At 71.4% G+C, this 24,764-nt stretch carries 25 protein-coding genes; 8 read left to right on the forward strand and 17 right to left on the reverse strand.

Translation table 11 applies throughout. From position 1 onward, the window contains the following. The first annotated feature begins 72 nt into the window (after positions 1-72). The gene (locus tag E0H26_RS02740) at positions 73-828 is read left to right on the forward strand and encodes an HAD family hydrolase (protein WP_240741981.1); all 756 of its coding nucleotides are present in this window, start codon (positions 73-75) and stop codon (positions 826-828) included. 814 nt (positions 829-1,642) lie between these two features. On the opposite strand, the gene E0H26_RS02745 is transcribed toward E0H26_RS02740, so the two are convergent. The 6 genes from E0H26_RS02745 to E0H26_RS02770 all read right to left on the reverse strand — a co-directional run bounded on the left by E0H26_RS02745 (position 1,643) and on the right by E0H26_RS02770 (position 6,519). Next, a complete protein-coding gene (locus tag E0H26_RS02745; protein ID WP_131300353.1) occupies positions 1,643-2,569 on the reverse strand; it encodes a diacylglycerol kinase in 927 nt (308 codons plus the stop codon). Positions 2,570-2,775: 206 nt separating this feature from the next. Then, positions 2,776-3,726 carry a twin-arginine translocase subunit TatC gene (gene tatC / locus E0H26_RS02750; RefSeq protein WP_131300355.1) on the reverse strand — a complete coding sequence of 317 codons (951 nt, stop codon included), beginning with the start codon at positions 3,724-3,726 and terminating at the stop codon, positions 2,776-2,778. Positions 3,727-3,744: 18 nt separating this feature from the next. Beyond that, positions 3,745-4,035 (reverse strand): Sec-independent protein translocase subunit TatA, encoded by a 291-nt coding sequence (gene tatA, locus E0H26_RS02755; protein WP_131300357.1) that lies wholly within the window; start codon positions 4,033-4,035, stop codon positions 3,745-3,747. 206 nt (positions 4,036-4,241) lie between these two features. Further along, complete coding sequence (locus E0H26_RS02760; protein WP_131300359.1) at positions 4,242-4,490, reverse strand: hypothetical protein; 249 nt, start codon at positions 4,488-4,490, stop codon at positions 4,242-4,244. 9 nt (positions 4,491-4,499) lie between these two features. After that, entirely contained in the window at positions 4,500-5,498 is a 999-nt protein-coding gene (locus E0H26_RS02765) for a helix-turn-helix transcriptional regulator (protein WP_131300362.1), read from the reverse strand. 31 nt (positions 5,499-5,529) lie between these two features. Beyond that, positions 5,530-6,519, reverse strand: coding sequence for a helix-turn-helix transcriptional regulator (locus tag E0H26_RS02770; RefSeq protein WP_131300364.1), 990 nt, complete (start codon positions 6,517-6,519; stop codon positions 5,530-5,532). 171 nt (positions 6,520-6,690) lie between these two features. On the opposite strand from E0H26_RS02770, the gene E0H26_RS02775 reads away from it, so the two are divergent. Next, complete coding sequence (locus E0H26_RS02775) at positions 6,691-7,809, forward strand: DUF3866 family protein (RefSeq protein WP_131300366.1); 1,119 nt, start codon at positions 6,691-6,693, stop codon at positions 7,807-7,809. A 52-nt stretch (positions 7,810-7,861) separates the two neighbouring features. Here the strand turns inward: E0H26_RS02775 and E0H26_RS02780 are convergent, their stop codons facing one another. The 4 genes from E0H26_RS02780 to rfbA all read right to left on the reverse strand — a co-directional run bounded on the left by E0H26_RS02780 (position 7,862) and on the right by rfbA (position 11,043). After that, positions 7,862-8,047: a hypothetical protein gene (locus E0H26_RS02780; RefSeq protein ID WP_131300368.1), complete on the reverse strand. Its 186-nt coding sequence runs from the start codon at positions 8,045-8,047 to the stop codon at positions 7,862-7,864. A 54-nt stretch (positions 8,048-8,101) separates the two neighbouring features. Next, on the reverse strand, positions 8,102-9,460 hold the full coding sequence (gene pafA / locus E0H26_RS02785; protein WP_131300370.1) for a Pup--protein ligase: 1,359 nt from the start codon (positions 9,458-9,460) through the stop codon (positions 8,102-8,104). Between the two features lie 72 nt (positions 9,461-9,532). Next, entirely contained in the window at positions 9,533-10,147 is a 615-nt protein-coding gene (gene rfbC, locus E0H26_RS02790) for a dTDP-4-dehydrorhamnose 3,5-epimerase (RefSeq protein ID WP_131300372.1), read from the reverse strand. Next, positions 10,144-11,043 (reverse strand): glucose-1-phosphate thymidylyltransferase RfbA, encoded by a 900-nt coding sequence (rfbA, locus tag E0H26_RS02795; protein WP_131300374.1) that lies wholly within the window; start codon positions 11,041-11,043, stop codon positions 10,144-10,146. The genes rfbC and rfbA overlap by 4 nt, the downstream gene beginning before the upstream one ends. An 87-nt stretch (positions 11,044-11,130) precedes the next feature. Here rfbA and rfbB point away from each other — a divergent pair, with 87 nt between their 5' ends. The 6 genes from rfbB to E0H26_RS02825 are packed head-to-tail and all read left to right on the forward strand — an operon-like array spanning position 11,131 to position 16,410. Further along, positions 11,131-12,132, forward strand: coding sequence for a dTDP-glucose 4,6-dehydratase (gene rfbB, locus E0H26_RS02800; RefSeq protein ID WP_131300377.1), 1,002 nt, complete (start codon positions 11,131-11,133; stop codon positions 12,130-12,132). After that, entirely contained in the window at positions 12,129-13,013 is an 885-nt protein-coding gene (gene rfbD, locus E0H26_RS02805; protein WP_131300379.1) for a dTDP-4-dehydrorhamnose reductase, read from the forward strand. The genes rfbB and rfbD overlap by 4 nt, the downstream gene beginning before the upstream one ends. Next, a complete protein-coding gene (locus tag E0H26_RS02810; RefSeq protein WP_131300381.1) occupies positions 13,010-13,390 on the forward strand; it encodes a DUF2304 domain-containing protein in 381 nt (126 codons plus the stop codon). Before rfbD ends, E0H26_RS02810 begins: the two co-directional genes overlap by 4 nt. Next, on the forward strand, positions 13,383-14,084 hold the full coding sequence (locus E0H26_RS02815; protein ID WP_131300383.1) for a glycosyltransferase family 2 protein: 702 nt from the start codon (positions 13,383-13,385) through the stop codon (positions 14,082-14,084). Before E0H26_RS02810 ends, E0H26_RS02815 begins: the two co-directional genes overlap by 8 nt. Next, a complete protein-coding gene (locus E0H26_RS02820) occupies positions 14,081-15,385 on the forward strand; it encodes a polysaccharide biosynthesis protein (RefSeq protein ID WP_131300385.1) in 1,305 nt (434 codons plus the stop codon). The genes E0H26_RS02815 and E0H26_RS02820 overlap by 4 nt, the downstream gene beginning before the upstream one ends. Further along, positions 15,382-16,410: a glycosyltransferase family 2 protein gene (locus E0H26_RS02825; RefSeq protein WP_131300387.1), complete on the forward strand. Its 1,029-nt coding sequence runs from the start codon at positions 15,382-15,384 to the stop codon at positions 16,408-16,410. The genes E0H26_RS02820 and E0H26_RS02825 overlap by 4 nt, the downstream gene beginning before the upstream one ends. 293 nt (positions 16,411-16,703) lie before the next feature. Here the strand turns inward: E0H26_RS02825 and prcA are convergent, their stop codons facing one another. From prcA to arc, 7 genes are all read right to left on the reverse strand, one after another. Continuing rightward, positions 16,704-17,531, reverse strand: coding sequence for a proteasome subunit alpha (gene prcA, locus E0H26_RS02830; RefSeq protein WP_131300389.1), 828 nt, complete (start codon positions 17,529-17,531; stop codon positions 16,704-16,706). Positions 17,532-17,594: 63 nt separating this feature from the next. Continuing rightward, entirely contained in the window at positions 17,595-18,434 is an 840-nt protein-coding gene (gene prcB / locus E0H26_RS02835; protein WP_206024812.1) for a proteasome subunit beta, read from the reverse strand. Next, positions 18,353-18,562 (reverse strand): endonuclease domain-containing protein, encoded by a 210-nt coding sequence (locus tag E0H26_RS02840; RefSeq protein WP_240741982.1) that lies wholly within the window; start codon positions 18,560-18,562, stop codon positions 18,353-18,355. The genes prcB and E0H26_RS02840 overlap by 82 nt, the downstream gene beginning before the upstream one ends. Positions 18,563-18,742: 180 nt before the next feature. Next, complete coding sequence (locus E0H26_RS02845; RefSeq protein WP_013734319.1) at positions 18,743-18,958, reverse strand: ubiquitin-like protein Pup; 216 nt, start codon at positions 18,956-18,958, stop codon at positions 18,743-18,745. Between the two features lie 115 nt (positions 18,959-19,073). Continuing rightward, positions 19,074-20,591 (reverse strand): depupylase/deamidase Dop, encoded by a 1,518-nt coding sequence (gene dop / locus E0H26_RS02850; RefSeq protein WP_131300393.1) that lies wholly within the window; start codon positions 20,589-20,591, stop codon positions 19,074-19,076. 112 nt (positions 20,592-20,703) lie between these two features. Then, entirely contained in the window at positions 20,704-22,677 is a 1,974-nt protein-coding gene (locus E0H26_RS02855) for a hypothetical protein (protein ID WP_131300394.1), read from the reverse strand. 128 nt (positions 22,678-22,805) lie between these two features. Beyond that, entirely contained in the window at positions 22,806-24,587 is a 1,782-nt protein-coding gene (gene arc, locus E0H26_RS02860) for a proteasome ATPase (RefSeq protein WP_131300396.1), read from the reverse strand. Positions 24,588-24,764 lie beyond the last annotated feature (177 nt).

Below are 24,764 nucleotides of genomic sequence, written 5' to 3' on the forward strand. Positions count from 1 at the left end.
TCCGTGCGCCTGACAGGCACCCGGCAAGGCCGACCGGCAGCATGGTCGGAGTGGGTCGGTAGGGTGCACGACGTGCCGGATCATGCCGAACCGACCGACCTTGTCCGCGACGTCCAGCCGAGGCCGTCCCGCCGGCAGGTGGAGGCGGTACTGCTCGACTTCCACGGCACGCTCGCCCAGGTCGAGGAGCCCCGCGACTGGGTCCTGGCCGCCGCGGCCACGTGCGGCGTGGAACTCGACCGGGTCCGGGCCACCGCGTTGGCCGACCGGCTGCTCACCGCGGGCCGCGCCGGGGGACCGCTGCCCGCCCGGGTGCCGCCGCACCTGGCCGAACTCTGGGCCGACCGGGACCTCTACGAGCACGCCCACCGGGGCGCCTACACCGGGCTGGCCGCCACCGTCGATGCCGGCATCGACGGCTTCGCCGACGCCCTCTACGAGCGGCTACTGATACCGGACGGCTGGGTACCGTATCCCGACACCGCCCCCACCCTGACCGCACTGCGGGCAGCCGGCGTACGGGTGGCGGTAGTGAGCAACATCGGCTTCGACATCCGGCCGCACTTCGCCGCCTGGGGCCTGGCCGACCTGGTCGACGCCTTCGTACTCTCCTACGAGGTCGGCCGCTGCAAGCCGGACCCGGCCATCTTCTGGCGCGCCTGCGGCATGCTCGGCGTCGACCCGGAGCGAACCCTGATGGTCGGCGACACCCCGGCCGACGCCGGCGCCGTAGCCGCCGGTTGCGCCGTCCTGGTCCTGCCCACCGCCGACCCCGGCCACCCCAACGGCCTAGGCTCCGCCCTCGCCCTCACCACCCCCCACCCCTAGGTTCTGCCTCGCGGATCTCGTAATCAGGGACGGCGGGTAGCCCGATCGAAGTCCGACGAGTCGAGCAAGTCGTGGAAGTGGGTACCGAGCACGTCGGGGCCGCCTGGTCGCGCCAGTGCCCGTGAGGTTGAAGCCGCGTTCGACCTGACTGCGTTACTGCGTCCACGCCGCGGTCCAACATCGCTGGTCGGCCACCCGATCGACACCGCCGGCCGACCCGATCCGCTTCACCCGATCCTAGCCGCGGATCTTGGTACGAAACGGCCCCGATCGGGGCCCCGATCGGGGCCGCTTCGTACCAAGATCCGCGAGCCAGAACCTACCCCCCACTCCCCGCTCCCGCCCCACGCTCCCGCTCCCGCCCGCGCCTGCGCCCGCGCTCCCGCCCGCGCCCGCGCTCGCGCCGATCTTGCAGTTTTCGTCGCCCTTATGCCCGTCTGGCGGCTTACGTCCGGACGAAAACTGCAAGATCGACGGCGGGATGAAGAGGCTGGGCAGGCGACACGGCGCGGGGTGAGGGGTGGGCGTCACGACACGGCGCGGAATGAGGGGTGGGCGTCACGACACGGCGCGGAATGAGGGGTGGGCGTCACGACACGGCGCGGAATGAGGGGTGGGCGTCACGACACGGCGCGGAATGAGGGGCGGGCGTCACGACACGGCGCGGAACGAGAGGCGGGGCGGGCGTCACGACGCGGCGCGGGGTGAGAGGCGGGGCGGGCGACACGACGCGGCGGGGAATGAGGGGTCGGGCGGGCGGGGGCGGCGTGGCCGGGGCGGCGAGGGGTGGAGGCCCGAGGAGCCGGGGGTGGGGTTAGTGGAGGAGGTGGAGGGCTGCGGGGGTGGCGGTGACGGTTACGGGGAGGGGTAGGGACCGTTCACCGTCGGCATAGGTGGTGATGTCCTCGGCGGCGATGGTGACGGTGCGGGCCCGGTAGGTGTGGACCAGCGGATGGGTGACGTGGGTGCCGGCGTAGATGCGCGGCTTGACCCGGATCAGCGTGCGGCGGTCGAAACGGCCACCGACCACCACGTCGAGCAGACCGTCGGTCGGGTCGGCGGCCGGGCAGATCCGCATCCCGCCGCCGTAGCTGGCGGTGTTTCCGACCGCCACCAACACCGAGTCCACCTCGACCCGCTCACCGTCGAGGGTGAGGGTGTAGCGGCGTGGGCGCAGCCGGGCCAGCTCGGCCACTATCGCGAGGTCGTAGCGGCGCGGGCCGCGCGGCCAGCGCATCCGGTTGGCCCGCTCGTTGACGATGGCGTCGAAGCCGGCTGCGAGCACCGCGCCGTACCAGCGGACCGTACCGTCGGCGCCGGTCATCCGAGCCAGGTCGACCGGGCGGCTACGGCCCTCGCGCAACGCCGCCGCGATGACGTCAGCGGCCGCCCGAGGCTCGCTCGGAAAGCCCGTCTCCACCGCGAAGTCGTTGCCGGTGCCGGCCGGAACCGGCCCGAAGGGTACGGCGGTGCCGGCGACCGCCTGCATCGCCCGGTGCACCGTACCGTCGCCACCGACCGCGATCAGTGCGGCGACGCCGTCGGCCACGGCCGCTCGACAGGCCGCCTCCGCGCCGTCGGCGCTGTCGGCCCGCAACAGTCGTACCGGCCGGCCGGCGGTGGAGAGCCGGTCCAGCAGTTCCGGTAGCAGGCCGCGGTGCCGGCCGCGCCCGGCGGTCGGGTTGGCAAGTACGGCGACCGGCCCGTCGGGGCGGTGATCGTCTGCGGTCACGGCGTGCACCGTACCTGCCGTGGTTCCCGCGGTGTCCAGTCGGCACCGGGCGGCAGCGCCGGCCGGTCAGCCAACGGCGCTCGGCGGCAGCATGGCTTGGCCGTCCCCGGCACCGGGCGATGCCGGCGCCTTCGGCGCAGTCGCAGCAGGATGCCGGGACGACGAAAGACGCCGCCCATGCGGGGGCGGCGTCTTCCGGTGCTCGTCGGAACCGGTCAGGTCACGTCGTCGTAGCGCCGCTCGATCGGCTTGGGCGCCACAATCGGCTCCGGGGCGTCGATCGGGCTGACCTGGTCGACCGGCCGGCCGGCCTGCACCGGCTCCCGGTCGACGTCCAGCGGGGAGACCTCGTCGTCGCCGATGCCGGCATAGATCTCCTTGCCGCGTCCCCGGCGCTTGTCGTTGAGGAACGCCACCCCGACCGCGATGAAGTAGAGCAGGCTGAGGCAGAGTGCCAGCAGCGTCATGCCGAACGGGCCCGGGTCCGGCGTGGCCACCGCAGCGAACGCGAAGCAGACGAAGACCACCACCCGCCACCAGCTGAGCAGCCGCTTGGCGCTGACCACGCCGGTGAAGTTGAGCATCAGCAGGGTCAGCGGGAACTCGAAGGCCACCCCGAAGAGCAGGATCATGGTGGTGACGAAGCTGATGTAGCGGGTCACCTCAAGCTGCGAATCGGTGCCGGTGACGCCGGCTTCCAGCAGGAACGCCAGGCCCTTGTCGACCACGAAATAGGCGAGCACCGCACCGGCGGCGAACAGCGGCGCGGCGATCGCGACGAAGACGTACGCCCACTTGCGCTCGTTGCGGTGCAGGCCGGGTGCGATGAACGCCCACAACTGGTAGAGCCAGACCGGGGCACCGATGATCAACCCGATCCAGAGCGCCAACTTGAGCTTGAGGATGAAGCCGTCGGCGGGAGCGAGCATCAGGAACTGCTGGCAGTCGCCGTCGACCATCATCCCGGGCAGCCGGCAGTACGGCTGCTTGAGCAGGTTGAACGCCGGCTGGGCGAGCGCGAAGCCGGCGATCAGGCCGACCACGATCGCCAGTGATGCCCGGAACAGCCGGGTACGCAGCTCGCGGAAGTGCTCGACGAGGGTCATCGAGCCGTCGGAGGCCCGTTCGAAGTTGCTCGGGCCACGCTTACGCAGGGCGAAGGCCACGGTGGTCGGGCCCCTCGCTCAGTTTTCGCGGACGCGCTGCACCGGGTCGGCGACCGGCTGCTGCACCGTGCCCTGGTACGGCTGCTGCTGCGTGGGCTGCTGCGGCGTCAGCGGCTGGTAGCCGGCCTGCGCGTCTGCCTTGCTGGCCAGGTCGCGCTCGTCGTCGTCGGCCAGGCTCTTGGTCTCGGCCTTGATGATGCGCAGCGAACGACCCAGGGAACGCGCCGCGTCAGGGAGCCGCTTCGCGCCGAAGAGCAGGATCAGCACGACCACGAGTACGGCGATGTGCCAGGGCCTGAGGGCACCCATGTGAAGCTCCAGTCGCTTGTGTCAACGGGGGTGGTTCCGCAGCCCATCGTACGTCCGACATTGGCTGTTGCCACCCACCGGGCGGTGGTGGAATCGTCCCGGCGGGTGAAGTCTCGGCCACCTGCGAGTGTCCCGTCAACCATCGGTTGGATCTTCGTACCCGAAAACGGGCTGCTCCGCTCAGCAGTGGACCAGGCGCTCGGCGCTCAGTCGCCGCGCCGGGCTTTGATCAAGGTCAGCCGCTGCTGAGTCGTCTCCAGCCGGCCCTGCAACCCCTCGGCCCGCTGCTGGAGGCTCTCCGCCGCCGCGCGCAACGCCGCCGCCTCGTCGGCGCGCTGTTTGAGGCGCACGGCCGCCCGACGTAGTTGGGGCAGCCGGGCCAGCACGGGTCGGACCGCCAGCGCGAGCACGACCAACGGCACCAGCACCAGCGCGAGCACGATCCACTTCAGCACGGCGCCAGCCTACTGCCTGGGCACGCTCGCCGCCGGGTCCGCGCCGGGCGGCACCGGCGTCGCGTACGCGTCCAGCGCCGCCACCGCCGTGTCGCGGACCTGCTCGGCCAGCTCGGCCGGGGAAAGCACGGTGACGTCCGGGCCCAGCCCGAGCACGAACCGCCGGGCCCAGCCGAGGTCGGTGACCCGGAGCGAAACCACCCACCGCTCGCCGTCGGACTCGACCCGCTCACACGGGTAGTACTCGGTCATCCAGCGCTCGCCCCGGCCGATCCGCAGCGTGATCAGCGGCAGGTCCGGCGAGGGCCGGAACACCCCCTCGCTGAGGTCGTGCGGGCGGGCCTGCGCCGGCACCACGGCCGGCTCGTCCAGCTCGGTGACCGCGTCGATCCGGTCGGCCCGGAACAGCCGTACCGCCTCGGCCCGCCGGCACCACGCCTCGACGTACGCCCGGCCACCGAACATCAGCACCCGCAGCGGGTCGACCACCCGCTCGGTGGTCTCGTCGCGGGCCGGGGTGTAGTAGGTGATGCGCAGGGCACGCCCACCCTCCACGGCGGCGCGCAGCTGTTCGACCCGACGCGCGTCACCGGGCAGTCGCACCTCCACCGGGGCGGTGACCAGGTCGCCGGCCGCGTCCTCGATCTTCGCGAGGGCCCGCTCGACGGCCTCCCGGTTGGCCACCCCGGGGGTCTCCGCCAGCATCCGCAGCGCGACGACCAGGGCCAGGGCCTCGTCCGGGGTGAGCCGCAGCGGCCGGTCGATGCCGGCGTCGTAGGTGATGGTCACCCGGTCGCCGTCGAAGGCCATGTCGATCAGGTCACCCGGGCCGTAACCGGGCAGCCCGCAGACCCAGAGCAGTTCCAGGTCCTCGCGCAGCTGCCGTTCGGTCACCCCGAGGTCCCCGGCCGCCTCGGCGATCTCGATCCCGGGCCGGGCGAGCAGGTACGGCACCAGGTTGAGCAACCGCGCCAACCGGTCGGCGGAGGTACGCGTGCCGGCCTTCACCGCATCCGCCTTCCGCTCAAGACTGCGGGGTTCACAGGACCACCGCCAACGAGTCGTGCCGGGCGGCGATCTCCTTGAGCCGCTGGATGACCGCGTCGCGTACTTCGGGTGGGTCGAGCACCCGCACGTCGGGACCGTAGCCGACGAGATGGCTGGCGAGCAGCTCCGCGTCGGTGTACGGCAGGACCAGTCGGTCCGCCTCCGGCCCGGTGGTCACGTCGACCGCCCAACGCCGCAAGCCGGCGGCCCGCCCGGGGGTGACCAGGACGGTGGCCCGCCCGGTGTGCTCGGTCGGGCCGGACCAGCGGGCCACATGGCTGATCAGGTCGACGCCGGCCGGTGGGTCGTAGGCGCCGGCCGTACCCGTTGCGCGGACCTGGCCGACGACCCGGGACAGCCGGAAACAGCGGGTGGCGTCACGATCGAGATCGTGGCCGACCACGTACCAGCGCCCACGCCAGCAGACCACACCCCACGGCTGAAGTCGCCGGCGATCGGGCGCGTCCCGGTCCGGTACCCGGTAGTCGAAGCGGACCTCGCGCCGGTCCCGGGCGGCGGCGGTCAGCGGCGCGAACGCCGGATCGACGGTGACCATCGGTTCCAGCCCGAGGGTGGCCTGGGGGTCCACGTCCACCCCGGCGGCACGCAACTTGGCCAGCCCGGACGACGCGGCAGCGGCCAGCCCTGCGTGCTGCCACAACCGTGCCGCGATGCCCACCGCGGCGGCTTCATCCGGTTTGAGCGGGATCTCGGGTAGCGCGTACTCCCGGCGGGCGATCCGGTATCCGGGCTCCGCGTCGAAGGCACTCGCCGTGCCGGTCTCCAGCGGCACGCCCAACTCCCGCAGTTCGGCCTTGTCCCGCTCGAACTTGCGCTGGAACGCCTCGTGCTCACGGGCGTCGTCGGGGTCGTGCTCGTAACCGGGCACGGTCGCGGCGATCTGCGCGGCGGTCAGGAACCGCCGCGTGGACAGCAGACAGATCACCAGGTTGACCAGGCGTTCGGTGCGGCTGCGCGACACCCCGTAGACGCTAGCAGCCGCGCCACCCCCCGCACGCACCCGCGCCGCCCTTCTCAAAAGGAAGGGCACCTTATTAACGCCTCCGGTAGAGCAGGGGCCCCTTGTTAACAACCGGACGAGGCACCCACACCCCGCTGCGGCAGGCGCGGGCGCGGCAGTTAGCGTGCGGGCATGGTGCGATGGCGGGTGGGTACGGTGGCGGCGCGGCGACGGCAGTGGGCCGGCGCGGTGGAGATCGACGTCCATCTCACCGACGGCACGTCGATGCGGGCGCTGGCGTACCCGGAACTGGTCGGCACGCCCGAGCCGGGCGACCGGGTGTTGCTCAACGCCGGGGCGCTGCTGATGGGGCTGGGGACCGGGGGGTACGCCCTGGTCGTGGCGCTGCCGGACCGGCTGCCGCCGGACCCGCCGCAGGCGGTCGACAGCCGCGACGCCGGCCACCTGGTGAAGGCCCGCTACACCCCGCTGCAACCCATCCTGCTCGGCGTCGACGAGGAGGCGTCACCGCACCACGAGGTGCTGGCCGCCGCCGAGGACCTGGCCGGCCTCCCGGTCGTCACCGCCGATCTGCACTCCGCGCTGCCGGCGATTCTGGCCGGCATCCACGCCGATGCCCCGCCGGCCCGGGTGGCGTACCTGCTCACCGACGGTGGGGCGCTGCCGGCCTGGTTCTCCCGTACGTTGTCCGCCCTGCGCGACGAGCTGGTCGGCACGATCAGCGTCGGGCAGGCGTTCGGCGGGGACCTGGAGGCATCCACGCTGCACAGCGGCCTGCTCGCCGCCCGGCACGTGCTGCACGCCGACGTGGCGGTGGTGGCCCAGGGCCCCGGCAACCTCGGTACGGGTACCCGCTGGGGCTTCTCCGGGGTGGCGGTCGGCGAGGCGGTCAACGCGGTCGCCACGCTGGGCGGGCGGCCGGTCGGCTCGCTGCGGATCTCCGACGCCGACCCCCGGGCGCGGCACCGTGGGGTGTCGCATCACAGCCTGACCGCGTACGGCCGGGTGGCGCTGGCCCGCGCGGAGCTGGTGGTGCCCGACGGTCTGGAGCCGGCGCTGGCCGCCGAGGTCGACGCCGCGCTGGCGCCGCTGGCCGAACGGCACATCGTGCGGCGGGTGGACACCGCCGGGCTGGACGCGGCGCTGCGGAGCAGCCCGGTGCCGTTGTCGACGATGGGCCGCGGGTTGGACGCCGACCACGCCTACTTCCTGGCCGCCGCCGCGGCCGGCCGACACGCCGCCCGCCTGCTCGCCGCCGCGCCGACACCCCAAGCCGGGGGTACGCGTTAAGAGGGGCCCCTTGCTCTACCGGAGGCGTTAATAAGGTGCCCTTCCTTACACCTCAGGCGAAGAGGATGAGGGCGATCCAGCCGCCGACCATGAGGGCCAGGGCCAACGCCAGCACCCAGGTCGGGACGGTGTACTCGCCTCGGCGATTGCGCTCGATCTCGGCGCGGACCTTGTCGCGGCGACGTTCGAGCCAACTCTGCCGCTGGGCACCCTGGGTGGAAGGTTCGGAAGGAAGCATGGTCCGGCCAGCCTACCCGGGCCCGCCCGGCGTGGCCGGGCCCGGTGCGGCCGGTCACATGCTGGCGATCAGCCGTTCCACCCGCTCGTCGTACGCGCGGAACGGGTCCTTGCACAGCACGGTGCGCTGCGCCTGGTCGTTGAGCTTCAGGTGCACCCAGTCGACGGTGAAGTCGCGCCGCTTCTCCTGGGCGTGCCGGATGAACTCGCCGCGCAGCCGGGCCCGGGTGGTCTGCGGCGGCGTCTCCTTCGCCTCGAAGATCTCCGGATCGGTCGCCACCCGGTCCACGTCGCCACGCCGCTCCAGCAGCGCGTAGAGCCCCCGGCCCCGACGCAGGTCGTGGTAGGCGAGATCCATCTGGGCGACCCGGGGGTGCGACAGCGGCAGGTCGTGCTTGCGCTGGTAGCGCTCGATCAGCCGCAGCTTGGTCACCCAGTCGATCTCCCGCGAGACCGGCTCCAGGTCGCCGGTCTCCACCGCCCGCAGCACCCGGCCCCAGAGCTCGACCACCCGCTTGGCGGTCTGGTCCCCGCCCCGGCGCTCGACGAACTCGGTCGCCTTGGTCAGGTATTCCTGCTGGATCTCCAGGGCGCTGACCTCCTTGCCCGAGGCCAGCCGCACCTTGCGCCGGCCGGTGATGTCGTGCGACACCTCCCTGATCGCCCGGATCGGGTTCTCCAGGGTGAGGTCGCGCATCACCACCCCGGCCTCGATCATCCGCAGCACGATGTCGGCGGTGCCGACCTTGAGCAGCGTGGTGACCTCGTTCATGTTGGAGTCGCCGACGATGACGTGCAGCCGGCGGTACCGTTCGGCGTCGGCGTGCGGCTCGTCCCGGGTGTTGATGATCGGACGGCTGCGGGTGGTGGCCGAGGAGACCCCCTCCCAGATGTGCTCGGCCCGCTGGGAGAGGCAGTAGACGGCGCCACGCGGGGTTTGCAGCACCTTGCCCGCGCCACAGATCAACTGCCGGGTGACCAGGAACGGGATCAACACGTCGGCCAGCCGGCCGAACTCCCCGTGCCGGGAGACCAGGTAGTTCTCGTGGCAGCCGTAGGAGTTGCCGGCCGAGTCGGTGTTGTTCTTGAACAGGTAGATCTCGCCCGCGATGCCCTCGTCGTGCAGCCGCTTCTCCGCGTCGACGAGCAGCCCTTCCAGGATGCGCTCGCCGGCCCGGTCGTGGGCCACCAGGTCGACCACCGAGTCGCATTCCGGGGTGGCGTACTCCGGGTGCGAGCCGACGTCCAGGTAGAGCCGGGCGCCGTTACGCAGGAACACGTTGCTCGACCGGCCCCAGGACACCACCCGGCGGAATAGGTACCGGGCTACCTCGTCAGGGGACAGCCTGCGCTGTCCGCGGTAGGTGCAGGTGACGCCGTACTCGGTCTCCAGACCGAAGATTCGCCGTTCCATGATGAGACATTAGCCGTACGAGGCGCCGATTCGTCACTGTCGTGGCACGCGCGCTGCCCCGCGCCGCAACGGTCACCGCCCGTCGGGCTGCTCGGCGTCCAGCGCGGCGACCCGGCGCCGGCAGGTGTCATGGTCCGGCAGCAGCCCCGATGCACGGGCCTGCGCCAGGGTCGGCGCGGCGGCGTCACGGGCGGACAGCAACGGTGTCTCGCTCGGCCACTCGATGCCCAGTTCCTCGTCCAGCGGGTTCACCGCGTGCTCGACCGACGGGTTGTACATCGTCGAGCAGAGGTAACTGAGGGTGGCGTCGTCGGTCAGTGCGCAGAAGCCGTGGCCGAGCCCTTCCGCCAGGTACACGGCGCGCCGGTCCACGTCGTCCAGGCGTACGCTCTCCCACTGCCCGAAGGTGGGCGAGCCGACCCGTAGGTCGACCACCACGTCCAGCACCGCGCCACGGACACAGGTCACGTACTTCGCCTGCCCGGGTGGCACGTCGGCGAAGTGGATGCCGCGCACCACGTTGCGGGCGGAGACCGAGATGTTGCCCTGGGCCAGCCGCAGCGGATGCCCGACCGCCTCGGCGAGCCGGTCGGAGCGGTACCACTCCAGGAACTGGCCCCGGGAGTCGCCGTGCTGCTGTGGCGTGATCTCCCAGGCACCCTCGATGCCCATCGGCCGCAGCTTCACCGGACCTCCCCGGGCCCGATCAGCTCGTGGCGTTCGTCGGCGAGCAGGTCGAGCAGATAGTCACCGTAGCCGCTGCTGGTCAGCGGCTCGGCCAGGGCGCGCAGCTGGTCGTCGTCGATCAGCCCGGCCCGCCAGGCGACCTCCTCGACGCAGCCGATCTTCATGCCCTGGCGTTCCTCGATCACCCGGACGAACTCGGCGGCCTGCATCAACGAGGTGAAGGTGCCGGTGTCCAGCCAGGCGGTGCCCCGGTCCAGCACGGTCACCGACAGTTCGCCCCACCGGCGGTACGCCTCGTTCACGGCGGTTATCTCCAGCTCGCCCCGGGCGCTCGGGGTGAGACTCCGGGCGATCTCCACCACCCGGTTGTCGTAGAAGTACAGGCCGGGCACCGCGTACCGGGATCGGGGTTTGTCCGGTTTCTCCTCGATCGACAGCACTCGGCCGTCCGGGTCGAAGTGCACCACCCCGTACGCCTGCGGGTTCGCCACCGGATAGGCGAAGATCCGCCCGCCGACCGGGTCGCCGGCGCTGGCGAGCTGCCGGCCCAGGCCGACGCCGTGGAAGATGTTGTCGCCCAGGATCAGCGCCACCGCCTCGTCGCCGATGAAGTCGGCGCCGAGCACGAACGCCTGGGCGATGCCCTCCGGCCGGGGCTGGGCGACGTACTCCAGCCGCAGCCCGAACTGGCTGCCGTCGCCGAGCAGGCGCTGGAACTGGTGTTGCTCCTGAGGCGTCGTGATCACCATGATCTCGCGTACCCCGGCCATCACCAGAGTGGACAGCGGGTAGTAGATCATCGGCTTGTCGAACACCGGCATCAGCTGCTTCGACACCGCCCGGGTGATCGGCCACAGCCGGGATCCGGTCCCACCGGCAAGCAGAATTCCACGCACCCGGGGAGCCTACCGGTAGGTCAGCGCGGCGGCCACGCGAGCGCGTGGGGCTGCGGGTGTGGGTGTTTCGCGTAGACTTCCGGACCCGTGAGGATCCTGGTCACCGGCGGCGCCGGGTTCATCGGTTCGGAGTACGTCCGCATGCTGCTGGGGGTGCCCGGCGGTAGCGCCGAGGGGGTGCCCGGGTGGGAGCCGTCCCGGGTGACCGTGCTGGACGCGCTGACGTACTCGGGCAATCTGGCCAACCTGGCGGTGGTGGCCGACGACCCTCGACTGCGCTTCGTCCAAGGTGACATCCGTCACGCCGAGGTGGTCGACGAGGTCGTCGCGGGGCAAGACGTGATCGTGCATTTCGCCGCCGAGTCGCACGTCGACCGTTCGATCGCCGGCGCCGGGCCGTTCGTCAGCACCAATGTGCTGGGTACGCAGACGCTGCTCGACGCCGCGTTGCGGCATGGCGTACGGCGGTTCGTGCACGTCTCCACCGACGAGGTGTACGGCTCGATCGCCGACGGCTCGTGGACCGAGGACTGGCCGTTGGCGCCGAACTCGCCGTACTCGGCGTCGAAGGCCGGTTCCGACCTGCTCGCCCTGGCCTACCACCGCACCCACGGCCTGGACGTGGTGGTCACCCGCTGTTCCAACAACTACGGCCCGTACCAGTTCCCCGAGAAGGTCATCCCGCTGTTCGTGACCAACCTGCTCGACGGCCGGACGGTGCCGCTGTACGGCGACGGCGGCAACGTGCGCGACTGGCTGCACGTGCACGACCACTGCCGGGGGGTGGCCATGGTCCAGCAGGGCGGCCGGGCCGGCGAGGTGTACCACATCGGCGGCGGCACCGAACTGACCAACAAGGAGCTGACCGGCCGGCTCCTGCGGGCCTGCGGCGCCGACTGGGACCGGGTCACGCCGGTGCCCGACCGCAAGGGCCACGACCGTCGCTACTCCCTGGACATCACGAAGATCCACAACGAACTCGGGTACGCCCCCACCATCACCCTCGACGACGGACTCGCCGCCACCGTGGCCTGGTACCGGGACAACCGCTCCTGGTGGGAGCCGCTGCGGAAGGCCCCGGCCGAATGAGACTCCTGGTGACCGGCGCCGGCGGCATGCTCGGGCGGGACGTGGTCGACGTGCTCGCCGGGCATCCGGGGCACACGGTGACCGCCGTCACCCGGGCCGAACTCGACATCACCGACCCCGCCGCCGTGTCCGACGCGGTCGCCGGGCACGACGTGGTGGTCAACGCCGCCGCCTGGACCGACGTCGACGGCGCCGAACGGGACGAGGCGGCGGCGACCACGGTCAACGGTGCCGCCGTCGCCCACCTCGCCGCCGCCTGCGCCCGCCACGGCGCCCACCTGCTGCACGTCTCCACCGACTACGTCTTCGCCGGCGACGCCGACACCCCCTACCCGGAGGACGCGCCGACCGCACCGCTCAACGCGTACGGCCGCAGCAAGCTCGCCGGGGAACAGGCCGTCCGCCGGCTGCTGCCCGACACCGGACACGTGGTGCGTACCGCCTGGCTGTACGGCGCGCACGGCCGCAACTTCGTCAGCACCATGCTCGCCCTGGCCGAACAGCGCGACTTCCTCGACGTCGTCGACGACCAGCGCGGCCAACCCACCTGGTCGTACGCGCTGGCGGGGCAGTTGGTCGCGCTCGCCGAGGCGGCCCGGGCCGGCCGGGCCGCACCCGGCGTCTACCACGGCACCTGCTCCGGCGAGACCACCTGGTACGGCCTGGCCCGGGCGGTGTTCGCCCTGCGTGGGCTCGACCCCGACCGGATCCGCCCCACCACCAGCAGCCGGTTTCCGCGTCCGGCCCCGCGACCGGCGTACAGTGTGCTAGGGCACGGCCGATGGGTCGAGGCCGGCCTGCCGCCCCTGCCGGACTGGCACACCACGCTGGTCGAGGCGTTCGCCCCCGCCGCTCCACCCTCCCCGTGGAAGGTCGCATGAAGCTCACCCTGGTCACCGGCCTGACCGGACTCGTCCTGCTGGCCACGATCGTCGAGCTGCTGCGCCGGCGGCAGCTGCGGGAGAAGTACGGCATGCTCTGGCTCGGGCTGCTGTTCGTCGTGATCCCGCTCTCGCTGTTCCCCCGGCTGCTCGACGGCGTGGCCGACCTGCTCGGCGTGGCCTCCGGAGTCAGCCTGGTGCTCTTCCTCGGCATCGTCTTCCTCCTGCTGGTCTGCATCCACCTGAGCTGGGAGGTCAGCGCGTTGGAGGAGGAAACCCGGACGCTGGCCGAGGAGTTCGCCCTGCTGCGCGCCGAGGTCGAGGCCGACCGGGCGGAACGGGCCGACCGGCAGGAACTGGTGCACCGCGATGGTTAACGGCAAACGACTACTGGTCATCATCCCGGCGCTCAACGAGGCCGGCTCGATCGCCGACGTGGTCCGCGAGATCCGGGGCGAACTGCCCGGCGTGGACGTGCTGGTCGTCGACGACGGCTCGGCCGACCGGACGGCCGCCGTCGCCGCCGCTGCCGGTGCCCGCGTCGCCCGGCTGCCGTACAACCTCGGCGTCGGCGGGGCGATGCGGCTGGGCTACCGGTACGCGTACGACCACGACTACGACGTCGCGGTGCAGATCGACGCCGACGGGCAGCACGACCCCCGGTACGTGCCGAAGCTGGTCGACCTGCTCGACGACTACGACCTGGTCATCGGGGCACGCTTCGCCGGTGAGGGCGACTACGCCGTACGCGGGCCGCGCCGCTGGGCGATGGGCATGCTGTCGATGGTGCTGTCCGGCCTGGCCGGCGCCACGTTGACCGACACCACCTCGGGTTTCCGGGCCGCCAACCGCCGGATGATCGAGATGTTCGCCCGGTGGTACCCGGCGGAGTATCTCGGCGACACGGTCGAGACGCTGGTGCACGCCGCCCGTCGGGGTTACCGCATCCAGCAGGTACCGGTGGCGATGCGACGGCGGATGGCCGGCACCCCGAGCCACTCTCCCGCCAAGGCGATGATCTACCTCGGTCGGGCGCTGGCCGTCCTCACCCTGGCGCTCATCCGCCGGTGATCCGCCGACTGCTCCGCCTCGTCCCACCCGGCACGCTCCCCGTCGGGGCCGGGCTCGCCCTGGTGGGCCTGGCCTCGTACGTCCACCTCGCCGTCGCCGGGCACACCCTCACCGCCGCCGACTACTCGTCGCTGTCGGTGTTGTGGTCGATCGTCTTCACCGTCGGCATCGGCGTCTTCCTGCCGGTCGAGCAGGAAGTCGCCCGGCTGGTCGCCGCCCGCCGGACCCGTGGCCTGCCGCCCGGCCCGGTGCTGGCGCGGGGCGCGGCCGTCGCCGCCGCTGTGCTCAGCCTGCTCCTCCTGGTCATCGCCGTCGCCCGGGACGCTCTCGCCGACCGTCTCTTCGCCGGTGACCGTGCCATGGTGGCCGCGCTGGCCGGCGCCCTGGCCGCACTGGCGCTGGCCCACACCACCCGTGGTGTGCTCTCCGGGCTGCGCCAGTTCGGCTGGTACGGCAGCCAGCTCGGCGTCGACGGCGGGCTGCGCATCGGGCTGGTCGCCGCGCTCGCCGTGGCCGGTGTCGACTCCCCCGTGGCGTACGCACTGGTGCTGGTCGGCGCGCCGCTGCTCGCCGTCGCACTGACCGCGGTGCCGGTGACCCGGGCCGTCGGCGGTGGCGCGGTGGTGCCCTGGCCACCCCTGCTGCGTGGCCTGGCGCTACTCACCGCCGCCAGCCTGCTGTCGCAGGTCGTGGTCAACGTCGGCGTGATCAACGTGCGGCTGTTGGCGCCGGCCGACGTGGCCACCGCCGGAGCGCTGCTGTCGGCGCTGGTCCTGGTCCGCATCCCGCTGTTCGTCTTCGGCTCGATGCAGGCCGCCCTGCTGCCCGGCCTGTCCACCGCCGCCGCCACCGACGACGAGGCGGCCTTCGGCGGCCTGCTGCGCCGCGCCCTGGCGGTCGTCACGGCGTTGGGAGTCGGCGGCGGCGTGCTGGCCGTACTGCTCGGGCCGTGGCTCGTGCGGGTCCTCTTCGACGCACCGGAGATCCTCGGCCACGGCGACTTCGCCTGGCTCGCCCTGGCCACCCTGGCGTACCTGTGGGCGATGGTGCTCGGCCAGGCGCTGCTGGCCCGCGACCGGCACCACGCGCAGGCCCTGGCCTGGAGCCTCGGCGTCGCCGCACTGGCCGCCGCGACCCTCGCCCCGCTGCCCGTCGCACTGCGGGTCGAGCTCGGCTACACCGTCGGCTCCGTGGTGGTCACCGCCGTCATGATCGCCCTGTTGCGGCGCCGCCGCGAGCCCACACCCACCCCACCCGTCGTGGTGACCATGCCCGCGACCGCCTCCGGAGGAACCCGATGAGCCCACCCGCCGTGACCGTGGTGATGCTCGCGTACGGCGCCGAGCCCTGGTTGGTCGACGCCGCGCAGGCGGTGCTGGCCAGCACCGACGTCGACCTGGAACTGGTGGTGGTCGACAACGGTTGCACCAGTGACGGCATCGACGTGGTCAAGGGGCTGCCCGGCGTACGGGTGATCCGCCCGGAGCGCAACACCGGGTTCGCCGGCGGTTGCAACCTCGGCGCCGCCGAGGCCAGCGGCGACTGGTTGGTCTTCGTCAACTCCGACGCGGTGGTCGCCCCCGACGCGCTCGCCAAGATCACTGCGGTGGCCGCCGAGCCCGGCGTCGGCGCGGCGATGGCCTCGATCCGACTCGCCGAGGACCCCGAGCTGATCAACACCTCCGGCAACCCGTTGCACTTCACCGGCCTGTCCTGGGCCGGCGGCAACGGCGAACCGGCCAGCGCCCACGCCCACCGCACCGTCGTACCGTCCCTGAGCGGCTGCTGCTTCGTGATCAGTCGCCGTCGCTGGGAGGAGTTGGACGGCTTCGCCACCGAGTACTTCGCCTACCACGAGGACACCGAACTCAGCCTCCGGTTGTGGCAACGTGGCCTGCGACTGGAGTACGTCCCCGACGCGGTGGTCCGCCACCACTACGAGTTCTCCCGCAACGACCTCAAGCTCTACCTGGTCGAACGCAACCGGCTGGTCACCCTGCTCACCGCGTACCAGGGGCGGACGCTGGCACTGCTGGCACCGATGCTGCTGCTCACCGAGGCCGCCATGCTCGCCGCCGCCCTGGCCGGCGGTTGGGGCCGGCAGAAGGCCCGCGGCTGGGCCTGGTTGTGGCGACACCGCGACTGGGTACGCGCCCGCCGCCGCCGGCTACAGGCCGAACGCACCGTCGGCGACGCCGTGCTCGCCGACCTGATGACCGCCCGGGTGGCACCCTCGAACGTGGACGCACCGCCCGGCATGGGCGTGTTCAACGCCGTCGCCGCCGCCTGGTGGGCCCTCGTCCGCCCGCTGCTGCCCCGCCGCTGACCTGCCCCGCTGACGCTTCCTCGGCGACATCTTCGGCGCACCCCTGGCCATCGAGGCCCCTGCCCCGTTGATCGGGCTCCTGCCCGGGGCAGCCGACCGGCTCGCCACACCACCCCTGCCGACCGCCCGGGTTCCCCCTCGCGCCCTTTGCTCTGCTTCAACGGACGCATCAGGTCCGGCGCGATTTCTGTGCGTGGAGTGAAGCAGAGCAAAGGGCCCGGCGGGCAGTGTGGTGCGCTGCCCGGGCAGCGGCGTGGAGACCCCGGTCGAGCCCGGGGCTGGGGCGTGAGGCGTCAGGCCTCGGGGTTGCCCGGCTTGTCCTCCAGGTCAGCCGAGCCGGCCGAGGTGGTCGGCTTGTGCGCCTCCTCGGTCGGCGTGGTCGGGGTCTTCGCCCGGTCACCATCGGCGGCCTCGCCCTCCGCGCCGCCGTCGAGCAGCGCGATCAGCGCCGCCCCGGTGATCCGCCGGAAGGTACGCCCCACCCGGTTACGGTCCAGGACCGCCACTTCCAACTGGTTGGCGGCGATCGACCGGGCCGCACCGCCCTCACCACCGACGCTGCCCAGCGCCTGCACCGCGACCTTCACCGCCTCGCCGAGCGACATGTCCGGCCGATGATTCGACTTCAACACCCCGGCGATCGCGTCGGCCTGCCCGCCCATCGCCATCCGGCCCGGCTCGTCGGTCACCGAACCGTCGTAGGTGTTCCGGTAGAGGGAATCGTCATCGGGGGTGGCACCCACCTCGGCCACACAGATCTCCACCTCGAACGGCTTCGACTGCTCGGTGAAGATGGCGCCGAGGGTCTGCGCGAACGCGTTGGCCAGTGCCAGGCCGGTCACGTCACGCCGGTCGTAGCTGAGCCCGTTCAGGTCGGCCATCCGCACCCCGGCCCGGCGCAGGTTCTCGAACTCGTTGTACCGGCCGACCGCAGCGAACCCGATCCGGTCGTAGATCTCACTGACCTTGTGCAGCGCGCTGGAGAGATTCTCCGCAACGAAGAGCACCCCACCGGCGTAGCTCAGGACCACCGCGCTGCGTCCCCGGGCGATGCCCTTGCGGGCCAGCTCGGAACGGTCGCGCATGATCTGTTCGGGCGAGGCGTAGAACTGCATGGCCACGGCGGCGGCTCTCCTTCTGGCGCTGTGCTGGCAACTGGGATCAGGTGAGGGCGCGGAAGCGGCTCAGCCGCCCGGGTTCTCCATCCGGCCGGCGACGACGCTCTCGGCGACCGCCGACGTCTCCGCGTCGGTCAGCCGGTGCGTCCCCTCCGCCGTCGCGGTCATCACCACCGGGTAGATCCGCCGGGTCAGGTCCGGCCCGCCGGTCGCGGTGTCGTCGTCGGCGGCGTCGTAGAGCGCCTCCACCGCCAACCGCACCGCGTCGTCGGTGGACAGGCCGGCGCGGAACCGCTTCTTCAACGCCGACCGGGCGAACAGCGAGCCCGAACCGATAGCGTCGTAGCCGGTCTCCTCGTACGGGCCGCCGGTCACGTCGAAGCTGAAGATCCGCCCGGCCCGGGCCGGGTCCTTCGCGGCCAGGTCGAACCCGGCGAACAGCGGGATCACCGCGAGGCCCTGCATCGCGGCGCCCAGGTTGCCCCGGATCATCGAGGCGAGCCGGTTGGCTTTGCCGTCGAGCGAGAGCATGGCGCCCTCGAGCTTTTCGTAGTGCTCCAACTCCACCTGGAACAGTCGCATCAGCTCGATGCCGATGCCGGCGGTGCCGGCGATGCCCACCAGGGAGTACGCGTCGGCCGGATGCACCTTCTCGATGTCCCGCTGGGCGATCAGGTTGCCCATGGTGGCCCGCCGGTCGCCGGCCATCACGACGCCGCCAGCCGCGGAGATCGCCACGATCGTGGTGGCGTGCGGGGCCAGGTCGGCGGCCATCCCCGGGGGCAGCGGCCGACGGCCGGGCAGCATCTCGGGGGCCACCTGGCTCAGAAACGACGTGAAGGAGGACGTCCCCGCGTTGGTGAACACATCTGGTAGACGCCCGGATGGATCAAAACCCGCTGCCACGTGGTTCCTCTCAGGTACGTGATGGCCCGGGCCAGCCTCGTTGGACTGTCACGGAACTGGCCAAGACCACCGTTGCAGTTGAAGCAGAGTATCCCGCGTACCCATCCGGTGCGATGATCGTGGTCCACATGTTCCGGATCGGGGTCACCGCAGACCGCGCAGACGCCACCCTGCTCGGCCAGAAGTCACCCGCTTGGCGTAACTAGCCTTCGAACGGGCGTTGAACTTCCACTCCCCACAGTCACGGCAACGCCGTTGACCATCCCGATCATCCCGAAATTCCGACATGTTCGGATTGCCCTATACGTTCACTGACCTCCTTTTTGAACGTATCCTCTCACGAATTCTTCGGCGTTCTCTTCGAGAACGGAGTCGATCTCGTCCAGCAGGTCGTCGACGTCCTCGGTGATCTCGGCGTGCCGCTCGGCGACCTCCGGGTTCGCCTCGACGGTGACGTCCTCGACCTCTTCTCCCTGACGGGACTTGCCCGACTGCGACTGACCGCCGCTGTCACGAGTGGCCACTGCTGCCTCCTCCACGATCTCCCTGCGATGAACTTACCTCGCGGGAGCGACGAAACGCCCACCCGCGCCGGTACGGAAACCAGCACGCGACGACATCCACCCGATGATCGACCGCTCAGCCGCCAGTCAGGCTCTCCAGCAGGTCCTTGGCGCTTGCACACCGGTCGAACAGCGCCCCGACGTGCCGCCGGGTGCCACGCTCCGGCTCCATCATCGGCACCCGCACCAGCGACTCCCGGCCCACGTCGAAGATGACCGAATCCCAACTCGCGGCGACCACCTCCGAGGCGTACTGCGCCAGGCAGCGACCCCGGAAGTAGGCGCGGGTGTCCTCCGGCGGCTCGGTCATCGCCGACCGGCTCTCCTCGTCGCTCAGCAGCGTCTTCATCGCGCCCCGAGTGACCAGCCGGTGATAGAGCCCCTTCTCCGGGCGTACGTCGGAGTACTGGAGGTCGACCAGTTGGAGCTTGTGCGAGCCCCAGCCGAGCTTCTCCCGGTCCCGGTATCCCTCCAGCAGGCGCAGCTTGGCGACCCAGTCCAACTCGTCGGCGCAGAGCATCACGTCGCGCCCGAGCCGGTCCAGCACGGCCTCCCACCGGTCCAGCACGTCGACGGTCTGCTCGTCGACGTCACTGCCGTACCGGTCCTCGACGAACGCCCGCACCCGTTCGAGGTACGCCCACTGCACGTCCAACGCGGTCAGCCGGCGCCCGTCGCGCAGCCGCATCCGGTGGGTCAGGGACGGGTCGTGGCTGACCGCGCGCAGTTCAGCCACCGGGTCGGCGATGCCCAGGTCCGGGCCGAGCGCCTTCTCCTCGATCATCGTCAGGATCAGCGCGGTGGTGCCGACCTTGAGGTACGTGGAGATCTCCGAGAGGTTGGCGTCGCCGATGATGACGTGCAGGCGACGGTACTTGTCCGCGTCGGCGTGCGGCTCGTCCCGGGTGTTGATGATCGGTCGCTTGAGGGTGGTCTCCAACCCGACCTCGACCTCGAAGAAGTCGGCCCGCTGGGAGATCTGGAAACCGTTCTGGCCACCGTCCTGGCCGATGCCGACCCGACCGGCGCCGCAGACGATCTGGCGGGTCACGAAGAACGGCGTCAGGTACGCCACGATGTCGGCGAACGGCGTCTGCCGCCGCATCAGGTAGTTCTCGTGGGCTCCGTAGCTGGCGCCCTTGTTGTCGGTGTTGTTCTTGTAGAGGTGGATCGGCGCCGTGCCCGGAATGGTGGCGGCCCGGCGCGCCGCCTCCGCCATCACCCGCTCGCCCGCCTTGTCCCAGCGGACCAGGTCACGCGGGTTGGTCACCTCCGGTGTGGAGTATTCGGGGTGGGCGTGGTCCACGTAGAGCCGGGCCCCGTTGGTGAGGATCACGTTGGCCAGCCCGAGATCCTCGTCGGCGAGCGCCTCGGCCGGGTCGTACACGGCACCGGAGTAGGTGAAGCCCCGGGCGTCGCGCAGTGGCGACTCCTCCTCGTAGTCCCAGCGTGCCCGACCGCCCCGGTTGAGTTCCGGGCGGGCGCCATAGGCGTTCACCACCTGGGACGAGGTGACCATCGGGTTGGCCCCGGCCTGACCGGGCACGGAGATGCCGTACTCGACCTCGGTGCCCATGATCCGTCTTACGCTCATCGACCTACCCGCTTCGCTTTGCCCGACCGATCCCCCGTCACGTCCGAGCGTAGTCCGCGGTGGGGCTCACGGGGGCGCGCCGTCGTGGTCGGTGCGCCGCGGGTCGCCCGGATCAGCTCGGTGGATCATCGACGATCATCGTCTCGATGGTGACCCGGTCGGCCAGCTCAGGGGCGGTACGCAGCAACCTGTTGACCCGGACCCGGGCCCCGTCGGTGGCCGCCACCAGGCGGATCTCACCGGGCACCCGGTGCAGTATCTGCCAGGTCCGGTCCGGTTCGGCGAAGACCATGTCGTAGATGCCATCCTCGGTCTGCGCCGTGGTGCCCTGCAAGGTGGAGACGCAGATGTTGGCCAGATAGGACTGGTACGGGCGGCGGTCGAGCACGAGCGTGGTGACACCGTCGACGGCCGGATAGCGCCGGTGGGCCTGCTCGCACACCGCCGCCGAGCGGGTGGGCTGGTCGACCTGCTGGTGGACCCAGCGCTGCGCCCAGGTCTGCGGCGTGACCACGAGCAGGCTGCGGTGCCAGCCGGTGACCCCGACGAACAGCACGGTGGCGGCGGCGACCGTGACGGCGGTGAGTCCGGCCACGGTGGCGCGTACCGGGCGGCCACGACTCGGCACCGGCAGCAGCCGCGCCACGGCGGCGGTGCCGATGATGAGCAGCACGGTGGTGAGGTGACCGGCCTTGTTGAAGTAGTAGCCGGCCTGGCCGCCGAGACTGATGCTGGCCTGGCCGATGGCCAGGGTGAGCACCAGGCTGACCAGCAGCACGAACAGCCAGCGTCGCCAGGCCGGGTCGGCTCGCCCGCTGCGGACGGCGTGCACCAGCAGGGCGGGCACCACGAACGCGCCGAGGCCGCCGAGGGCGAGCCAGGTCTCGGTCAGGTCCGGCCCGACGGTGGCGGTCAGCGACTCGGTCTGGTTGGCGCGGAACACGCCGAGCAGGATCGGCACGGGGGCGAGAACCGCGGTGGCCAGGCCGACGACCAGCGTGGTGCCACGGAGTCGGCGTACCTCGCGGTGCCGCAGCAGCAGCGCCCCGAGGACGAGGATGACGGCGGCGGGCAGGAACAGGTAGTAGGTGAAGCCGATGCCGACGAGGAGGGCACCGAGCAGCAGGAGATGCTCGCGGGGCGCGCTGACCGGCCGGGCGACGAGAGCGGCGAGGACCACGGTGAGGGTCAGTCCGAGCGTCTCGGTGGGGTAGCCGGACAGCAGCATCCGGGGCATCTGGGTGCCGAGGACCAGGGCGCCGACCACGACGGTGAGCACCAGGCGGCTCAGCGGATGCAGCGGGCCGGGCAGGCGTTGGGCGGCCCAGAGCAGGGCAAGGACGAACAGGCCGAAGGTGGCGACGTTCCACCAGAGGAACGGCTCCACGGCGGCGGCGCCGCCCGGTCCGGTGCCGGGCGGGCTGCGGTGGCCGTCGAGCAGGGCGACGAGCAGGTGCCAGCCCTGCGGGTAGTAGACGAGTTGGGAGAACAGGTCGTCGCGTACGGCGGCGGGGTCGACGAAGACGTAGCCGCCGTGCCGACCGACCACGTCGACCAGGCTGAGATGCCGCAGGTAGTCCTCGCCACGGCTGAGAATGGTGAGCCGGCCGACCAGGTCGCCGGCGCGCAGCAGGGGTTGGGCGAGGTACCAGACGAGCCCGCTGGTGGCCAGGACGGCGAGCAGGTCCGGCCAGCTGGGGCGGGGCAGGGTGGGGCGCCGGCCGGTCGCCAGTGCGGTCAGGACGAGCGCGGTGAGGGCGGTGCCGCTGACCGCGACCGGGTCCATCGCCCAGGGCCAGACGGCGAAGAGCAGGCCGGCCGCGGTGGTGAGGCAGACCAACAGGACGGTCGCCAGCAACAGCCGGTCGAGCAGGGTACGACCGCCGCGCAGCAGGCTGGCGGTGGCGATCAGCACCAGCGGGGGCAGCACCCAACGGGCGTCGACGGCGACCGCGGCGAGCGGCAGCAGCCAGGCTGCGGGTAGGGCGGCCAGCGCGGTGATGCTCCGCCGACGGTGCGGCGTGCCGGGGCTGACGGTGGGAGTCGGGGCGACCGGCGGGGCCACGACGCTCTGCTCGGCGGGCACGCGGAAATCCTTGGGGACGCGGGGAGGGATGTCCGGAGTCTAACGGTGTCGCCCAGTTTCTGCCGGCCTGGTGAGCCGGGCACACACGAGGCCCGTGACAGGTGTCGTCACGGGCCTCGTGGGCGTGGTCAGAGGTACTGGCCGGTGTTGCTGGCCGTCTCGATGGAGCGACCCGCCTCGGCGCCCTTGCCGCCGGAGACGAGCGTACGGATGTAGACGATCCGCTCGCCCTTCTTGCCGGAGATGCGGGCCCAGTCGTCGGGGTTGGTGGTGTTGGGCAGGTCCTCGTTCTCGCGGAACTCGTCGACGCAGGCGTCGAGCAGGTGTTGCAGGCGCAACCCCTTGCGACCGGAGGTGAGGAACTCCTTGATGGCCATCTTCTTGCCCCGGTCGACGATGTTCTGGATCATCGCGCCGGAGTTGAAGTCCTTGAAGTACAGGACCTCCTTGTCACCGTTGGCGTAGGTGACCTCGAGGAAGCGGTTCTCCTCGGTCTCGGAGTACATCCGCAGCACCACCGCGTCGATCATGGCGGCGACGGTGGCCTGGGCGTCCTGCCCGTGCTCGGCCAGGTCGTCGGCGTGCAGCGGCAGCCCGGCGAGGATGTACTTGGAGAAGATGTCCTTGGCCGCCTCGGCGTCCGGACGCTCGATCTTGATCTTCACGTCGAGTCGGCCGGGACGCAGGATCGCCGGGTCGATCATGTCTTCCCGGTTGGAGGCGCCGATGACGATGACGTTCTCCAGCCCCTCCACGCCGTCGATCTCACTGAGCAGCTGGGGCACGATGGTGTTCTCCACGTCGGAGGAGACACCGGAGCCACGGGTCCGGAAGACCGAGTCCATCTCGTCGAAGAAGACGATGACCGGCGTACCCTCGCCGGCCTTCTCCCGGGCCCGCTGGAAGATCAGCCGGATGTGCCGCTCGGTCTCGCCGACGTACTTGTTGAGCAGCTCGGGGCCCTTGATGTTGAGGAAGAAGCTGGTGTGCTTCTCCTCGCCCCGCCGCTCGGCGATCTTCTTGGCCAGCGAGTTGGCGACCGCCTTGGCGATCAGCGTCTTGCCGCAGCCGGGCGGGCCGTAGAGCAGGATGCCCTTCGGCGGGCGCAGCTGGTGCTCCCGGAACAGGTCGGCGTGCAGGAACGGCAGTTCCACCGCGTCCCGGATCTGCTCGATCTGGGAGTGCAGGCCACCGATGTCGCCGTAGTCGACGTCCGGCACCTCCTCCAGGACGAGCTCCTCGACCTCGCTCTTGGGAATCCGCTCGTACGCGTACGCCGAGCGCGGCTCGATCATGAGCGAGTCGCCGGCCCGGATCGCACTGCCGATCAGGGTCTCGGCCAGGTGCACGATCCGTTCCTCGTCGGAGTGCGAGACCACCAGCGCCCGGTCACCCGGCGCGCCGTCGGGACCCGCGAGGATCTCCTTGAGCATGACCACCTCGCCGACCCGCTCGTAGCCGAACGCGTCGACGATGTTGAGCGCGTCGTTGAGCAGGACCTCCTGACCGCGCCGCAGCTCGTCCACGTCGAGCGAGGGCGAGACGGCCACGCGCAGCTTGCGCCCGCCGGTGAAGACGTCGACTGTGCCGTCCTCGTGGCGGGCCAGGAAGACGCCGTAGCCGCTCGGCGGCTGGGCGAGCCGGTCGATCTCCTCCTTGAGCGTCACGATCTGCGCGCGAGCCTCCTTGAGGGTGCTCACGAGCCGTTCGTTGTTCTCGGTCAGCCGCGCCAACTGCGCCTGGGTGGCGGCCAGCCGCTCTTCGAGCTGCCGGACGTGTCGGGGGCTTTCGGTCAACTTGCGCCGCACCAGAGCGAGTTCCTCTTGAAGGAACGCGACCTGCGTGGAGAGATCGTGGGCCTCCTTCTCCCACCGTGCGGCGCGCGAGTCCGCGTCGTCGCTGCGTGCCACGTCCCACCTCCCCGGGGGGCTTGAACGTTCTGACCTAACACTAGCCGCTATGAGCCCGATTCGGTCCTCCGCAACGCGCCCGTCACCGAAGCTTGATCGCCAAGGGTGGGTTGGCGGGCGGGTACGGGCATTCGGGTACCGTCGGGGGGTGGGACGGGAGAACATGGGGGGTGCACC

Origin of the sequence: Micromonospora zingiberis (genome assembly GCF_004331455.1) — a bacterium.
Lineage (GTDB): Bacteria > Actinomycetota > Actinomycetes > Mycobacteriales > Micromonosporaceae > Micromonospora > Micromonospora zingiberis.

Excerpts from the sequence above, each read along its gene's own strand:
- pafA (WP_131300370.1), bottom strand. The coding sequence starts at position 9,460 with ATGGAACGGCGAATCTTCGGTCTGGAGACCGAGTACGGCGTCACCTGC.
- rfbD (WP_131300379.1), top strand. The coding sequence starts at position 12,129 with ATGAGACTCCTGGTGACCGGCGCCGGCGGCATGCTCGGGCGGGACGTG.
- E0H26_RS02825 (WP_131300387.1), top strand. The coding sequence starts at position 15,382 with ATGAGCCCACCCGCCGTGACCGTGGTGATGCTCGCGTACGGCGCCGAG.
- E0H26_RS02815 (WP_131300383.1), top strand. The coding sequence starts at position 13,383 with ATGGTTAACGGCAAACGACTACTGGTCATCATCCCGGCGCTCAACGAG.
- tatA (WP_131300357.1), bottom strand. The coding sequence starts at position 4,035 with ATGGGTGCCCTCAGGCCCTGGCACATCGCCGTACTCGTGGTCGTGCTG.
- E0H26_RS02810 (WP_131300381.1), top strand. The coding sequence starts at position 13,010 with ATGAAGCTCACCCTGGTCACCGGCCTGACCGGACTCGTCCTGCTGGCC.
- E0H26_RS02780 (WP_131300368.1), bottom strand. The coding sequence starts at position 8,047 with ATGCTTCCTTCCGAACCTTCCACCCAGGGTGCCCAGCGGCAGAGTTGG.
- E0H26_RS02775 (WP_131300366.1), top strand. The coding sequence starts at position 6,691 with ATGGTGCGATGGCGGGTGGGTACGGTGGCGGCGCGGCGACGGCAGTGG.
- dop (WP_131300393.1), bottom strand. The coding sequence starts at position 20,591 with ATGAGCGTAAGACGGATCATGGGCACCGAGGTCGAGTACGGCATCTCC.